The following is a 14252-nucleotide window of genomic DNA, read 5'->3' as shown; positions in this document are numbered from 1 at the left end:
CAGAATCCATTGACTGTCGCGACATAAATACAAGTTTCCAAATGTAAAAAAAGCTCTAATAGCGCCCTGTCGATTCGCTCTAAAGATCCGGGAGATCTCAATGCCCCATGAAGGCAACCTGTTACAAGCAGCCGTGGTGTTCCTGCTCGCCGCTGTGCTGACCGTGCCTTTGGCCAAGCGCCTGCAATTGGGCGCCGTGCTGGGCTATTTGTTTGCCGGTGTGATCATCGGCCCGTCGGTGCTGGGCCTGGTGGGCAACCCGCAGAGCGTGGCGCAGTTTTCTGAACTGGGTGTGGTGTTGCTGCTGTTTATCATCGGCCTGGAGCTGTCGCCCAAACGCTTATGGGTGATGCGCAAGGCGGTGTTCGGCGTCGGTCTGGCTCAGGTGGTGCTCACCGGTGTGGTGATGGGCGTGGTGGCGTTGTGGCTATTTGGCCAACCTTGGAACAGCGCGATCGTGCTGGGCCTGGGCCTGGCGCTGTCCTCCACGGCGTTTGGCCTGCAAAGCCTGGCCGAACGCAAGGAACTCAACCAGCCCCACGGGCGCCTGGCGTTTGCCATCCTGCTGTTCCAGGACATCGCGGCGATCCCGCTGATCGCCATGGTGCCGCTGCTGGCCGGCAGCGATCACCCGACCACCGAAGCCCAAGGCGTGCAACACGTGCTGCAGATTCTGGGCAGCATCGCCGTGGTGATCATCGGCGGGCGTTACCTGCTGCGTCCGGTGTTTCGCATCGTTGCCAAGACCGGCCTGCGCGAAGTGTCCACCGCCACTGCGCTGCTGGTGGTAATCGGCACCGCCTGGCTGATGGAACTGGTGGGTGTGTCCATGGCCCTCGGTGCGTTCCTCGCCGGGCTGCTGCTGGCCGACTCGGAGTACCGCCACGAACTGGAATCCCAGATCGAGCCTTTCAAGGGCCTGCTGCTGGGTCTGTTTTTTATCAGTGTGGGCATGGGCGCTAACCTCAGCCTGCTGCTCAGCACGCCGCTGATGGTGATCGGTCTGACCCTGCTGTTGATCGGCTTGAAACTGCCGCTGCTGTACGCCGTGGGTCGAATGGTGGGGGATCTCAATCGCGAAAGCGCCTTGCGCCTCGGAGTGGTACTGGCGGCAGGCGGTGAGTTCGCCTTTGTGGTGTTCAAGATCGGCCGCGACCAGGGCCTGTTCGAGCCGCACCTGTACGATGTGCTGGTGCTGACCATCACCCTGTCCATGGCCGTGACGCCGCTGCTGCTGTTGGTGTGCCCCAAGCTGTTCAAACACAAGGCCAAGACCGTGGAGGTGCCGGAGGAATACCGCACCATCGAAAGCGATGCGCCACGCGTGGTGATCGCCGGCATGGGCCGAATGGGCCAGATCGTCGCGCGGATCCTGCGCGCGCAGAACATTTCGTTCATTGCCCTCGACACCTCGGTGGAAACCATCGAGCTGACTCGCAGCTTCGGCGGCATGCCGGTGTTCTACGGCGACCCGCAGCGCCCGGAAATCCTGCATGCGGCCAAGGTCGACCAGGCCGAGTTTTTCGTGATCGCCATGGACGATCCGGAAATCAACATCAAGACCGCCGCCCTCGTGCGCAGCCTCTACCCGCACATGAAAATCATCGCCCGCGCACGTAACCGCCAGCACGTTCACCGCCTGGTCGACCTGGACGCCTCGCCGGTGCGCGAGACCTTCTACTCCAGCCTGGAAATGAGCCGCCGCACCCTGGTCGGCCTCGGCTTGAGCCAGGCCCAGGCCGATGCGCGCATCGATCGCTTCAAAAACCACGACCACCAGTTACTCGCCGCTCAACATGCGGTGTATGACGACGCGGCCAAAGTCTTGCAATCGGCCCAGGAAGCCCGCACGGAACTGGCGCGGCTGTTTGAGATGGACCGGATCGAGGAGGAGTCCGACAAGGTGTGAGCTTATGGGTGAACGATATGGCGAAATTTCTGACAGAATACGCCGCAATTTCGTTCATCCCTGGAGCGCTTCATGGCCACTTTCACCAAGACCGCCGTCCTGCTGGCCCTTGCGCTTAGCGCCGGTAGCGTGTTCGCCGCGAGCAAGCCCGCTGCCACACAGACCATCTCGACCTTGGGCGGCAAGTTCACCTTCAACCTGCCCAAGGCTTACGTCGCCGACACGCTGCCGACCGGTAAGGTCGAGGATGGCACCGCCGACACCCAAGGCACCCTGTACGCCAACTCGACCACGAAAAGTGTGGTGATCGTCGCTGAAACCGTGCGTAACGACGGGGCAAGCATCAAGGACAATGACCCGCAGTTCCTTGATGGCGCCGTGGCTGACTTCGTCAAGGACCAGAGCGCGGCCCTGCCCGACTTCAAGAAGCAAAACGAGAAGAAGCTGACCTTCAAAGGCCTGGGCCTGCGCCAGGTGGACAGCACGGCGACCCAGGGCGGTGGCAAGACCCTGAACTCCACGTTCCTCGGCGGTTCGGGCAACCATTTGCTGGTGATCCAGGCGATTTCGCGGGCGGATGACGTGAAGGGGCATGCAGAATTGGTGAAGCAGATTACCGGCGGCAAGTAACCCAACTAAGAGACAACAAAAATCAAATGTGGGAGCGGGCTTGCTCGCGAATGCGGTAGATCAGTTACAGATGAATTGACTGACACACCGGATTCGCGAGCAAGCCCGCTCCCACATTTTGATCTTCATTTACTTCAAAGTGTTTTCCAGCCAGGCCTTGAGGTCCTGTATTTCCGCCTCGCTCACGGTATGCGGCATGCCCATATACCCATGAAACTCAGGCTTCAACCCCAGCCCCAGCAACACCTCATTGGCACGGGTGGCCGACGTATACGGCAGCGCCTGATCCAAGGTGCCATGGCCGATAAAAATCGCCAGGCGCTTCAATGACTCATCAGGCTTGAGCTCAGCCTTGAGCACCGGCAACACGCTGCCACTCAACGCCGCAATTGCGCGCACCAGCGCAGGCTTTCGCAAGCCCACTTCATACGCCATGATCGCGCCTTGGCTGAACCCCACCAAAAACACCCGATCACTGTGGGTGTGGTACTTGGCCGTGGCTTTGCTGACAAAGTCTTCAATCAGCTGGGCGCTGCGCTGCAAATCCGCCGTCTCGCCGTCGTAATCACCCTCACCGGATTTCCTGGCAAACCAGCGATAGCCACTGGGGTCCACCGGCATCGGCGCGCGGGCCGACAAATAGGTCCAGGTGGACGGCAACGCGTCCTTGATACCAAACAAGTCTTCCTCGTTACTGCCAAATCCATGCAGGAAGATCACCAACGGCTGATTGCGCGCGTCACTTTGCGTCTGCTCCAGGTAGGGCAACGGCAAGTCCGTGTGCAAGGCATTATCAGCGTGGGCGGCACCGGCGACTAACGCCAGCGCCAGGGCGAACAATTTGAACATGGGCATCAACCTCAAGGTTTGCGCAACAGATACGTGTCCATGATCCAGCCATTCTCCAGGCGCGCCGCCTTGCGCACCCGTTGGATTTTGTCGGCCACTTCGCTGACTTTGCCGCTGATAAGAATTTCATCCGGCGTGCCCAGGTAGGCGCCCCAGTAAATATCCATATCCTGGTCGGCCACAGTTCGATAAGAGTCCTCGGCATCGAGCATCACCACCAAGGTGTCGGCATCACTCGCCTGCCCCGCCGCCAACCGGCGCCCGGTGGTGATCTCGATGGAGCGGCCGATGCGGTTGAGCGCCACCTTATGCTGGGCCGCCAGGGCCTGCACGCTGGTGATGCCGGGGATCACTTCGAACTCAAACACACAACGGCCGCTGGCCAGGATCGCCTGCAGGATGCGGATGGTGCTGTCGTACAGCGCCGGGTCGCCCCAGGCCAGGAAAGCGCCCACTTCACCGTCAGCCATGTGCTCGTTGATCATGCGCTCGAACGTCTGCTGCTTGTCGCGGTTCAGATCCTGCACGGCGGTGGTGTAGTCGATATCACCGCGCACGCGCTCGGGGCAGTCGGCCTCGACAAAGCGGTAACCGGGCTCGGTGATGTAGGTTTCGCAGATCTCGCGGCGCAGGTCGATCAGCTTGTCTTTGCTCTGGCCCTTGTCCATCAGGAAAAACACGTCGGTGCGGTTCAGCGCCTTTACGGCCTGCATCGTGATGTAGTCAGGGTTGCCGGCGCCAATGCCGATGATCAGGATGCGTTTCATGGGGTGCTCTCATTGCGGGGCGTGGATTTTGCCATGTTCATGGCACTAGGCGTGAGTTTCCAGGCGCAGGCGCCAAACATTGTTAAAGCGCAGCTCGGTGGCGGACAGAGGCTCGACGTCGATGCGGTAGAACATCGAGATGGGAAACTGCAGGACGTACAGCATCGCGGCGCGTATCACGAAAGGGTGAGTGACGGCCACGACATGGCCGGGGTGGCTTTCGAGGGATTTGATCCAGTGCCCAACCCGCGTGCAGAGCTGCTCTACCGATTCACCGCCATGGGGTGCGGCGGTGCTGTCGCTCATCCAGGCTGCCAAGGCTTCGGGGGCCAACTGATCGATGGCCTGGCCTTTCCAGGTGCCGAAATCAGCATCACGCAAGGCACTGTCGATCTGCGCATCGGCACCGAACAGGCCCGCGGTCTGACGGGTTCTGGCCTCGGGCGCGCTGACTAACCGCAGGGTTTTCTTGAAACGCCCGGCCAGGGATAGCGCCGCATCTTGCCAACCCATCGCGACAGACTCGTCATCGGGAAAACGCCCGTGCTTTTGCAGCGGTGTGACGGCATGGCAAATCAAGGTCAAACGGGTGGCCTGCATCACACTTCACTCTGTTCCGTGGCGGCGGGGTTGTCTCAATATATTACAACACACATGAAACAGGATGCCGCGCGGTGCTCAGCAGCTCGTCAATCAAACCACTCCCGCCGCCCCTCAAACGTGCCCACAATCAGCTCCACCACCATCCGCACCGCCTCGGCATCATGCACCTGCGCATTCACCGCCAGCCACACCTGGCGCTGCATGGTCTCGCCCATCAACCCCGGCAACGCCACCAGCCCACGGTCGAAGCTGCCCATGTAATGCGGCAGCAGACCAATGCACGCGCCGCAACGAATCATCTCCAGCATCAACGAATACGCCTGCACTTTCACCACCGCCGCCAAGCGCTGCTCAACCACGCTGTTCCAGGGCTGCAATGCCTCGACTTGCTCATCCGGCTGCCATTGCACCAGCATGTAGTCGTCAAGGTCTTCCACACTGTCCGGGCGCGTGGTTAACCGCGAATAGCGCTTGGCGATATGCGGCAAATACTGCAAAAGCGCCAGGCGCCGTGGCGGTTCGGTTGCAAAGCTCGGCCCAGGCACCGGCCCGTCGGCATCCGACAGCCATAACACCACGTCCACATCCACCGCCTGCAACGACAATTGGCTGTCAATGGAGATGATTTCCAGACGTACACTGGCATTGCGGCGCAACAATGCGATCAGGTCGCGGCCAAGAACGTCATGCAGGATCGGCTCGGCAACGGCCAGGCGTATCAGCGGCTGTTGCACCATCACCGGCACACGCCGCTCGCGGGCCAGGCCCACCAGTTGCGCTTGCAGTTGCAGGCCGTCACGGCTCAGCTCCAGTCCATTGCCTTGATAGCTGAACAGTGAACGGCGCAGTTGCTCTTCCAGCTGCGCCAGGCGCTTGCGCAGCAGCGTGGCCTTGATATTCAAGCTGCGCGCAGCCTGCATAAAACAGCCACACCGCGCGCTGACCAAAAAGTACCGCACCACTTCCGGCTCGATCTCTGCGGCCAGGGCCAGCCAGGCGCTGCGCGGCTCGTTTGGCGCGCGATAAGCTGCCGCCCCCTGGGGGCCGGACGGTTCTAGATATGCCATGGGAGACTCCCTGTCGTGTCGGTCGATGCATCCAGTGCGAAGGCAGGCCGGAGTTATTCCAGCACCTTGTTCAGCGCGGCACCGTCAATGCTCAAGGTCGCGGTATTGAGCATGCCTTCCAGGTAAGCCTTGGCGATTTGTTCCTGGCGTTGAGCACGCAAGGCTTGGGTGAGACGTTCGCGCAGCTCATCAAGGCTGGCGGTGCGTGCCGGCTGCTGGCCGGTCAGCTTGAGCACATGGAAGCCCGCTGCGCTTTGCAGCGCATCCGACACCGCGCCGACCTTGAGCCGCGAGACCACGCCGCGCACTTCCGGCACCAGTTGCTGCAACGGCTGCAAGCCGGAGTCACCGCCCTGTTGAGCGGTGCCAGGGTCCTGGGAATATTGCGTGGCCAGCGCGGCAAATTCAGCCGGTGCAGCCTGGGCTTTGCGGCTCAGTTCCTGGGCCTGACGGCGCACGCTGTCGAGGTTTTGCGGATCATTAACAGCGAGGAAAATCTGGCTGACCCGGTACAACGGCGGCGTCACCCATTGGGCCTTGCCGCTGTCGTAGGCCTGCTGCAATTCAGCCGCGCTGGGGTAGCCCTCCGGCACTTGGCTGACCGACAGCATGTAGTCACGGAACACAATCTGTTCGGTGGCGGCGCGGGTCTGCTGTTCCACCTCCGGGCGCTGACGCCAGCCCTGGGCATCCGCCTGTTCGAGCACGGCCTTTTGCGCCAGGCGTGAACGTATCCAGGCTTCCAGCGCGCCACGGTTACCGCGCAATTGTTCGCGGGTTTCAGCCGGTAAGCTGGCCATCACGCTTTGCAGTTCAGGCAGGCCGATCTGCTGGTTGCCCAGACGCGCCACCGCCGGGCCTGCGCCTTCGGTGGTCACGCCCGGCGCCGGCTGCTGAGCAGCGACCGGGTCAGCACCCGGTCGCAGACTCAACCCTACCGCCACGACCAGCAATGTCAGCGCACCGGCGCCGACCAGCAGGGTTGGTTTTTTCACAGGACAGGCGCCTCTTCATCCACCGGCGCCGCGGCAGCCTGGGCCTGCAATTGCGCGGCTTGCTGGCTGTAATCACGCAGGTACACGATAAATTCCTGCAGCAAGCGGTCCCACAGTTCCAGCTGGCTGCGCAGGTGCGCGGCGCCCACACCGGCCACCACCACGTCCATTTCCATCAACAAAAACTCACCCTGCAACGACAGGCGGGCAAAGCGCCGCGAGGCGTTCCATACCTCGGCCAGCCCTTTGGGCAGCTCACCTTGTACCCGCAGCGCGCAGCTGTAGGTGAAGTCCACGTAGCTGCCCTGCTCGGTCGCCGCGTTACCAAAACGCACGGCAAAACCGATGCCCTGGCTGGCGCTGAGCAGTTGCACGATGCCGTTCTGTTCGGTCTGGTTAACGCGGTAGCCGGCTTCCTGCAGCAGCTCGGTGAGGCTTTGCGGGGTGACGCTGGTGATCAGTTGAACATCGCTCATAGTGTCTCTTCCTTGTTGATCATTGATTAAGGGCGGTGTGCGGAGCATCAAACCGATTAAGGTATAGCTCATCACCAAAACCCTGGGCCAATTCCTCGAACTTGACCCGCGCGCTGCTGGCGAACGGCTGGCGAATGCTCATCACCTCGGCCACGTCGATTTTTTCGTAGGCCGCCAGCAGTTGCTTGGCCACGCCGTACATCTGTTGATTCTTGGCTGAACATTGCTGCACTTGTGTGTCACGTTCGCTCAGTTGCGCCTGCAGGCGGGCGCGTTCGGTTTCCTTGCCCTTGGCCAGCACCAGCAACTCGTCATAGGCCTTCTTGAACTTGCCGACCTGCTCATTGCTGGCCGCCACCTGGGCTTGCGTCTGGTTGTGCAGGCTCTGCTGCTGGCCGGCCAATTGCTCGGCCGCACCACGGGCCTTTTCCAGCTCGGCGCTCAATTGCTTGATCTGCGCCTGGGCCTGCCTGGCCTGGGCTTCGGCGGCAATGCGCGCGGCACTGGCCTGGGCCTGCTCGCTTTGCAGCGCCTGCAACTGTTGGGTGGTGCTACGCAGTTGCGTGCGCAGGCGCTCCTCCATGCCTTCGGCCGAAACGCCCGTGGCCACCAGCACCAGCAACAGGCCGCTTAAGATTCGCGTGTTCATGTGGCATCTCCCTGCGCATCAAAAGCGCGTGTTGAGTTCCAGTTGCATCACATCCACTTCAAACGGCGCGCCGTACACTTCGGAGGCGCTCAACCAACGGGCGCTGGCGTAGATGTTCTTGTCGATGCCGTAGTTGCCGCCCACGAAATAGCCCTTGGCGTTGGTGCCGCCCAGGTGAAACGAGGAGTCGTTGAAACCATCCGGCAAGGCGTCGGGCTGGATGTATTTGTAGCCCGCCAACAGGTTCCAGTCGCCGCGCTTGCGCATCTCGAAGGCATTGCCGAGGGTGAACTGCACCATCGCCGCATTGCCGCCGCTTTCAAACTGGCCCTTGCTGTTGATGTTGTTGACGATCTGGCCTTCGCTGCGCTTGAGCATCTCGCCCTTGTCGTAGGCCAGGTTGTGGATGTAGTTGCCCTGGGTGCGCAGCTTGAAGTCGCTGGGCAGCTCGGCGTCCCAGGCCAGGTTCAGGTCGAGCACGTCGAACTTGGAGGCCAGGCCCACAAACTGCGGCTGCGGGGTCAACCCAGGTGTGGCCGGGTTGGGGGTGATATCGCGCAGCAGGAACACGCTGTTGCCCTTTTGCATAAAGGCCAGGCGCGAGCCGTCGGTATCACACGCAGGCTGACCCGCCCACGGCCTGCACGGGCTGGAGCGTTGGCCTTCGATATCGTCAAAGTGGTAGTACGCCATCGCACCCTTGAGGCTGTTGCTGCGGTTGATCTTCCAGTTGGCGCCGATCTGCCCGCCGAACAGCCATTTGGTGTCGCTGTCTTCCTTGTCGAAACCGTTGCTGCTGGACGCGTCGGAGGTGTATTCCACGGGGAATACGCCGAGGGTGCCGAACACGCCCCATTCACTGCTCAGCGCATGGTTGAAGTTGGCCGCGATACCGTCGAAGTTCAGGTCCGGCGAGTACAAAATATCGGTGGAATAAAACGGGTTGGCGAAACGCCCGGCGGTGAGGGTCACGTCCGGGGTGGCTTTCCAGCTCAGGTAACCCTGGTCGAGCCAGATGTCCTTTTTACCGAAGCCGCCACCCAGGGTCTGGGTGGTGGACACTGGGTTGTTGTCGGAGCCGGTGCCGATGCGAATACCGGCGGTCCACTCAGGTGTGATCACTGCTTTCATGCCCAGGCGGGCACGCAGGCGGAACAGGTTTTCGCGGTCTTTGTTGGCATTGAGCAACGGCGGCAACTTGGTGTTGGTGTCTTTGTTGACGTCATACGGGCCGCTTTCATTGAGCTTGGCGTAGTCGACAATTTCGTTGCTGTTGTTGCCCGAGAAGTAACGCGACTCGTCACGCAGGCGAATATCGCCATCGAAGCTGACACGCGACACCCAGTCCGGGAAGGTATTGGGCTGCGCCCAGTTTTCCTGCTTGGCGGTGGCCATGACTTCGGCCTTGACCTGGTCACGGATCTGGTCACGCACCGCTTGGGGCACGTACTGCACGCGTACGTCGCCGGGTGCTGCGGTCGGGCCGCTGGCGACCACCGGCGCAGCCGCGGCCTGGCGGGCCTGTTGGGCTTGTTGTTCGGCCTGGGCGATCAACCCATTGGCGGCGTCCTGGGTCAGCACACCTTGCTGCACCAGCAGGCGGATCAGGTTGATCGTGACGTTTTCCGACGGTGCCACCGGGGCTGCCGTCGCCTGGCCGACCAGGGTCGCGATGACCATGCCGACCGCCAGGGTCAGTCGATTCACGGGGGAAATCATGTGTACGCAACTCCTGTAAAAAACTGCAAGAAATGGGTGTGATCAATCCGGGCGTCGGCCCTTGAGCGACAGGCGCACCGGCATCGTCACCGCTGCCGGAACACGTTGTGAGGCATGGGGCGCACGCAAGGCGGCGAGCACTTGCGCGTCGGTCTCGGCATCGCCGCTGGACTTCACCAGCTCTGCACGCACGACCTGGCCCTCGGCGCTCAGCCACAAATCGGCCTGCACGGCGTACGCCTTTTTGCGTAACTCGGGGTCATCGCGCAGCAGCCGCTGAAACAGCCCTGCCAAGTACTGCTTGTAAGTACCGGTGCCCAAACCACCGCCACCGGAACCGGCCATGCCGCCGCCCTTGCCGGCGCCGATGTTGAACGCGTCGTTGCCGGACTGCGCATCACCATCGATCTGCATCGGGTTGGCCAAATCATCGGCGGGCGAAGGCGGCGCTTCTTCCGCCGGCTTGACCTCTTCGGGCTCAGGCGTGGGCACCGGCTCCGGGATTTTTTCTTCGACCTTGGGCTCCGGCTCCTTGGGTTTTTCCGGTGGTGGCGGCGGCGGTGGCGGCAACGGAATAATGGTCGGCACCTTCGGCGCTTCGCGGCGCACGCCACTCATGTCATTGGCCCACTGCCACAGGAACCAGGCCGCCACGGCGGCCAGCAGCAGGCCAGCGCCCCACTTCAGCGGGCGCAGCAGCTTGTTTTTCACGGGCATGGGCGGGATCGGCATCTGTGCGGTCATGGCTCAACCCTGGCCCGGCTTGCCGGTGACCAGCCCGACCTGGGACAGCTCCAGCCGACGCAGCAAATCGAGCACCTCGATGACCTTCTGGTACTGCACCATGGCGTCGCCGCGCACGATCACCGGGAAGTCCGGGTTCTGTGCTTTCTCGATGCGCAGGCGCTCTTCCAGCTCACCGAGCGTCACCGGGTAGGCGTCGAGGAACACCTGGCCGCCGTCGTTGACGGAGATGGCCTTGGTCTTGGCCTCAGACAGCGACACCGAGGCGCTGGCCTTGGGCAGATGGATCTGGATACCCGACACTTGGGCGGTGGCGGTGAGGATAAACATCACCAGCACCACCATCAGCACGTCCACCAGGGGCGTGATGTTGATTGTGTCGACGGCGGCGTCATCGTCATCGTCGTGGGCGGCATTTACGGAAGCCATGCTGATTCTCCTCAGGCCGGAACAGAGGCGTGGTGGCCGCGCGAGTGCGCGGCTTCACTGAACTGGCTCTCGCCGTGCATCTCCGCCAGGCGGGTGATGAACTCGTCGACAAATACGCGCATGTCGGCGCTGACTTCCTTGTTGCGCGTGATCAGGCGGTTGTAGCCAAACAGTGCCGGGATCGCCACGAACAGGCCCATGGCCGTGGCCAGCAAGGCGGCCGCCATGCCGGGGGCGATGGCGTTGATGTTGACGTCACCGGCCATGGCCGTGCCGAGGAACACCACCATGATCCCCAGCACCGTACCGAGCAGGCCGATGTAAGGGCCGCCGGCGATAGCGTTGGAGAGCGTCGACAATTTTGAACTCAGGGCCTGGTTTTCGCGGGTGCGCACGCCGTCCATGGAGCAGCGGATGGCTTCGATGGTGGCCGCCGACACCGATGAGGTATCCGCGCCTTGGGCACGACGGGTGCGGATCTCCTTGACTGCCACCAGGTACAGGCGCCAGAGCGAAGAGTGACTCAGGCGCTCAGAAAGTTGCGCATCGTCGGCATACATTTCCAGGCGGGTGCCGATCTGTGCAAAGTGCTCACGGAAGATCTCGTTGGCACTGCTCACGCGGCTGACCTGACGGTTCTTGCGCAGCATGATGAACCACGACTGAACCATCATCGCCACCAGCACCAGGATGATCACCCAGGCGTCAATCGGCACGGCCTTGAGCAAAAAGCCCAGGCTGCCGAAACCGAAGCCCGACTGTTCTTCATCCACGCCATACGCCACCAGCCTGGATTCGGCGCCCTGGGCACTCGCATCGGCCAGCAACAGCGCAGCCGGGCGCGACACTTTGGACAGGCGCAGCTCATCCATGGCGCCGGCAAACGGCAGGTGCGTACTGCCCGCCTCCGGCACATCGGCACCGATCGCAATTTGCGTATTGAAGGCAGGCAGGGCCACCGCCAGGTTCGCGGTTTCACGGCCATTGACGTACAGCGCGACTTTTTCGCCCTCGGCGGTGAACGCCAGGTGTTGCCACTGGCCTGGGTTCAACGGTTGGGTGGAGACCGCGCGCTGACCCTCGATTTCCACAAACGGCGTGCCTTGGTTCAAGCCCAGCAACAGGTTATGGGCGCCATCGCGACGGGCCAGGACGATTTGCTCGCCACTGGCCTGGTCCAGGCGCAGCCAGGCACTGAAGGTCAACGCACCGCCGGCGACGTGTTGCAGGGATGGGCTGGCCGGCAGCATCAGCGGCTGGCCACCGAACTGCAGGGCGCGGCCGATCACGCCATCAATGCTGGCGCCGGTGGCGTTCAGCGCGGTGTTGCTGTAGGCCGTGGTGTCCCGGGCCGGGGTGCCGTTGGCCCCGTCAAAATGGTAAACGCCGGTGTAGTTCGGGTCGAAAGTCAGCTGGCCGTTGGCGATGGCCGGGGCTTTCTGATTGCCGTAGTACATCCAGATTTCCTGGCGCTGGCCGCCTTCGACCTTGGGCACATCGACCCAGATCAGCGCCATGCCCATCAACGGGTCGAAGCTTTCGATCTGGTGATTGAACACGGTCTTGTCATCGGCGCTGACAAAGCGCAAATCGCTGCCATCGTCCTTGACCCCATCAAAGGTGAAATTGCCGGTGTGCAGGCGCACCAGCAGTGCAGTGCGGCCCAGGGCCTGATTGATGGCCGCGCCTTGGGCGGTGGTGTCCACGGTGATCTGTTTGCGGTAGTGCCAATCGTCCTGCCACCAGGCATGGGCGGTGGCCGGGAGCGCGAAGCCCAGGCAGATCAACAGGCTCAGGAATAGGCGTTGCATGGTGAAGTCTCCGGGAGAAAAGGTCAGAAAGTCGCCTGCACACTGAAGTGCAGTCGCGAGTCCTGTTTCTGGGTGTTCGGTCCATCGAGCAGCGGGTAGCCCCAGTCCAGGCTGCCGGATAACCATTTGCTCAAACTGGCGCGGGTGCCGAGGCCGACGCTGGCCAGGCTGTATTCGTCCTCTTGCTCGGCCAACGGCTTTTGCAGGCGCAGGCGCGCGCCTTCGGCGAACGCGTAGAAGCGCCATTCCTGCACGTAGCTGCCGAGAAACTTGGCCAATGAGGGCGTGCGCATTTCCTGGGAGAACAGCAGGCCTTCGTCCCCCGTGCGCTCTGCCGCCAGGTAGCCGCGCACCGAGGTGGCGCCGCCGGCGGAATACTGCTCGTTGGACACCAGCGGGCCGGAGGCCAATTGGAAACCGCCCTTGGTCGCCGTCTGCCAATCGCTGGCAAAGGTGTAGGTGTAAGTGGTATCGCCTTTAAGCACCGCGAAACTCGGGCTGGCCTTGTAGCGTTTGTACTCGAACTCCTGGGCATCGCTGCCGTAGCCGAAGAACGCACGGGTGCCGACCACCAGGTTCAAGCCCAGGCTGAGGGCCGATTGCTCGCTGTAGCGATAGCCGTTGTAGCCGAAGGTGAACGGCGCATATTTGAGCGGCACCTTGTCGGCATTGCTGCCCAATTTGAGCTGCTCGTCGAAGTCCTTGAAGTCCACGCCGAAGGAAAACGAATTGGCCCAGTTATCACTGGCCGGCAGGTTGTAGATCGCCGACACACCGTAGGAATGGCCTTTGCCCAACACGTTGCTGCCACCGATGGTGGCGATGTTGCTGTCGGACTGGTAACCGGAGAACTGCAAGGTCCAGCGCTCATCCAGCGGTGCGCTGTAGGAACCCGACCAGACTTTGGCATTGCTGCTGTCCTGGGGCGCCGTGAAGTAGGTCAGGGAAACGCTGTGGCCCAGTTGCCAGAGGTTGTCGTAGCCCAGGGTCGCCACCGTGCGCAGCTTCTCGGTGTCGGCGCTGTAGTCGTTGTTCAGGCCGATGCTGGCGTGCCAGGGGTTCTGGTCTTCGACTTGCAGATCGACGTCCATGGTGCCGGGCCGCGCGCCTTCGCGTACCAGCGGCGTGACCTGGCGCCCGACGCCACGGTTAAGCCCGGCGAGCTGGGTTTGCACACTGGCGAAATCCGGCACTGCGCCTTCCTTGAGCGCGGGCACTTCTTCGCGGATTTCCACCGGCGAATAGTGTTTGGCGCCCACCACGCGCACGCGGCCGACCTTGGTTTCGCTGACTTGCAGGTAGACGATGCCGTCATCGACCTTCTGCTCCGGCAGCTCCACAAACACCGACTGAAAGCCACGCGCCTGGTAGATCTTTTGCAGCGCATCGCGAGCGCCTTCGATATCGCCGAGGGTCTTTTGCGGGCCCAGGAACGGGTACACCGCTTCCTCGATGGCCGCCGCATCCAGCACGGTATTGCCGCGCACGAAGTACTCGTTGACGTCGACCCGCCGTGCTGCGCCCTCCTCCTCGGCCAGCGCGGGTTGGGCCAAGGCCCCCAGCGTCAGGCACAGCGCCAGCGTTGACTTGAACAGATGCTCCAC

At 62.2% G+C, this 14252-nt stretch carries 14 protein-coding genes; 2 read left to right on the top strand and 12 right to left on the bottom strand.

Features of this window, described 5'->3' with window-relative positions; all coding sequences use genetic code 11:
• The first annotated feature begins 100 nt into the window (after nt 1–100).
• Together FFI16_RS09715 and FFI16_RS09710 are read left to right on the top strand one after the other, a co-directional pair.
• Nucleotides 101–1909 carry a monovalent cation:proton antiporter-2 (CPA2) family protein gene (locus FFI16_RS09715; protein ID WP_138815095.1) on the top strand — a complete coding sequence of 603 codons (1809 nt, stop codon included), beginning with the start codon at nt 101–103 and terminating at the stop codon, nt 1907–1909.
• Nucleotides 1910–1981: 72 nt separating this feature from the next.
• Nucleotides 1982–2539 (top strand): hypothetical protein, encoded by a 558-nt coding sequence (locus FFI16_RS09710; RefSeq protein ID WP_138815094.1) that lies wholly within the window; start codon nt 1982–1984, stop codon nt 2537–2539.
• Between the two features lie 129 nt (nt 2540–2668).
• Here the strand turns inward: FFI16_RS09710 and FFI16_RS09705 are convergent, their stop codons facing one another.
• From FFI16_RS09705 to FFI16_RS09650, 12 genes are all read right to left on the bottom strand, one after another.
• Nucleotides 2669–3388, bottom strand: coding sequence for an alpha/beta hydrolase (locus FFI16_RS09705; RefSeq protein ID WP_138815093.1), 720 nt, complete (start codon nt 3386–3388; stop codon nt 2669–2671).
• An 11-nt stretch (nt 3389–3399) separates the two neighbouring features.
• Nucleotides 3400–4155: a precorrin-6A synthase (deacetylating) gene (gene cobF, locus FFI16_RS09700; RefSeq protein ID WP_138815092.1), complete on the bottom strand. Its 756-nt coding sequence runs from the start codon at nt 4153–4155 to the stop codon at nt 3400–3402.
• A gap of 45 nt (nt 4156–4200) precedes the next feature.
• Nucleotides 4201–4755 carry a histidine phosphatase family protein gene (locus tag FFI16_RS09695; protein ID WP_138815091.1) on the bottom strand — a complete coding sequence of 185 codons (555 nt, stop codon included), beginning with the start codon at nt 4753–4755 and terminating at the stop codon, nt 4201–4203.
• A gap of 89 nt (nt 4756–4844) precedes the next feature.
• Nucleotides 4845–5825 (bottom strand): LysR family transcriptional regulator, encoded by a 981-nt coding sequence (locus FFI16_RS09690; RefSeq protein WP_138815090.1) that lies wholly within the window; start codon nt 5823–5825, stop codon nt 4845–4847.
• 53 nt (nt 5826–5878) lie between these two features.
• A complete protein-coding gene (locus FFI16_RS09685) occupies nt 5879–6820 on the bottom strand; it encodes a peptidylprolyl isomerase (RefSeq protein ID WP_138815089.1) in 942 nt (313 codons plus the stop codon).
• Nucleotides 6817–7296, bottom strand: coding sequence for a YbjN domain-containing protein (locus tag FFI16_RS09680; RefSeq protein WP_138815088.1), 480 nt, complete (start codon nt 7294–7296; stop codon nt 6817–6819). The genes FFI16_RS09685 and FFI16_RS09680 overlap by 4 nt, the downstream gene beginning before the upstream one ends.
• Nucleotides 7297–7315: 19 nt before the next feature.
• Complete coding sequence (locus FFI16_RS09675; protein WP_138815087.1) at nt 7316–7945, bottom strand: DNA repair protein; 630 nt, start codon at nt 7943–7945, stop codon at nt 7316–7318.
• 18 nt (nt 7946–7963) lie between these two features.
• Complete coding sequence (locus FFI16_RS09670; RefSeq protein WP_138815086.1) at nt 7964–9664, bottom strand: putative porin; 1701 nt, start codon at nt 9662–9664, stop codon at nt 7964–7966.
• Between the two features lie 42 nt (nt 9665–9706).
• Nucleotides 9707–10408 (bottom strand): energy transducer TonB, encoded by a 702-nt coding sequence (locus FFI16_RS09665; RefSeq protein ID WP_138815085.1) that lies wholly within the window; start codon nt 10406–10408, stop codon nt 9707–9709.
• A 3-nt stretch (nt 10409–10411) separates the two neighbouring features.
• Nucleotides 10412–10837, bottom strand: a complete 426-nt coding sequence (locus tag FFI16_RS09660) for a biopolymer transporter ExbD (RefSeq protein WP_138815084.1) — start codon at nt 10835–10837, stop codon at nt 10412–10414.
• Between the two features lie 11 nt (nt 10838–10848).
• A complete protein-coding gene (locus FFI16_RS09655; protein ID WP_138815083.1) occupies nt 10849–12648 on the bottom strand; it encodes a DUF2341 domain-containing protein in 1800 nt (599 codons plus the stop codon).
• A gap of 23 nt (nt 12649–12671) precedes the next feature.
• Nucleotides 12672–14252: a ShlB/FhaC/HecB family hemolysin secretion/activation protein gene (locus FFI16_RS09650; RefSeq protein WP_138815082.1), complete on the bottom strand. Its 1581-nt coding sequence runs from the start codon at nt 14250–14252 to the stop codon at nt 12672–12674.

Origin of the sequence: Pseudomonas sp. KBS0710 (assembly GCF_005938045.2) — a bacterium.
Taxonomy (GTDB): Bacteria; Pseudomonadota; Gammaproteobacteria; order Pseudomonadales; family Pseudomonadaceae; genus Aquipseudomonas.
The sequence above is the reverse complement of the archived record's forward strand: the minus strand, read 5'-3'. Positions and strand labels throughout refer to the sequence as shown.

Bases quoted from the DNA above. Each gene is read 5' to 3' on its own strand.
- FFI16_RS09660 (WP_138815084.1), bottom strand. From the start codon at position 10,837: ATGGCTTCCGTAAATGCCGCCCACGACGATGACGATGACGCCGCCGTC.
- FFI16_RS09655 (WP_138815083.1), bottom strand. From the start codon at position 12,648: ATGCAACGCCTATTCCTGAGCCTGTTGATCTGCCTGGGCTTCGCGCTC.
- FFI16_RS09690 (WP_138815090.1), bottom strand. From the start codon at position 5,825: ATGGCATATCTAGAACCGTCCGGCCCCCAGGGGGCGGCAGCTTATCGC.
- FFI16_RS09705 (WP_138815093.1), bottom strand. From the start codon at position 3,388: ATGTTCAAATTGTTCGCCCTGGCGCTGGCGTTAGTCGCCGGTGCCGCC.
- FFI16_RS09680 (WP_138815088.1), bottom strand. From the start codon at position 7,296: ATGAGCGATGTTCAACTGATCACCAGCGTCACCCCGCAAAGCCTCACC.
- FFI16_RS09715 (WP_138815095.1), top strand. From the start codon at position 101: ATGCCCCATGAAGGCAACCTGTTACAAGCAGCCGTGGTGTTCCTGCTC.
- FFI16_RS09710 (WP_138815094.1), top strand. From the start codon at position 1,982: ATGGCCACTTTCACCAAGACCGCCGTCCTGCTGGCCCTTGCGCTTAGC.
- cobF (WP_138815092.1), bottom strand. From the start codon at position 4,155: ATGAAACGCATCCTGATCATCGGCATTGGCGCCGGCAACCCTGACTAC.
- FFI16_RS09670 (WP_138815086.1), bottom strand. From the start codon at position 9,664: ATGATTTCCCCCGTGAATCGACTGACCCTGGCGGTCGGCATGGTCATC.
- FFI16_RS09675 (WP_138815087.1), bottom strand. From the start codon at position 7,945: ATGAACACGCGAATCTTAAGCGGCCTGTTGCTGGTGCTGGTGGCCACG.
- FFI16_RS09695 (WP_138815091.1), bottom strand. From the start codon at position 4,755: ATGCAGGCCACCCGTTTGACCTTGATTTGCCATGCCGTCACACCGCTG.
- FFI16_RS09665 (WP_138815085.1), bottom strand. From the start codon at position 10,408: ATGACCGCACAGATGCCGATCCCGCCCATGCCCGTGAAAAACAAGCTG.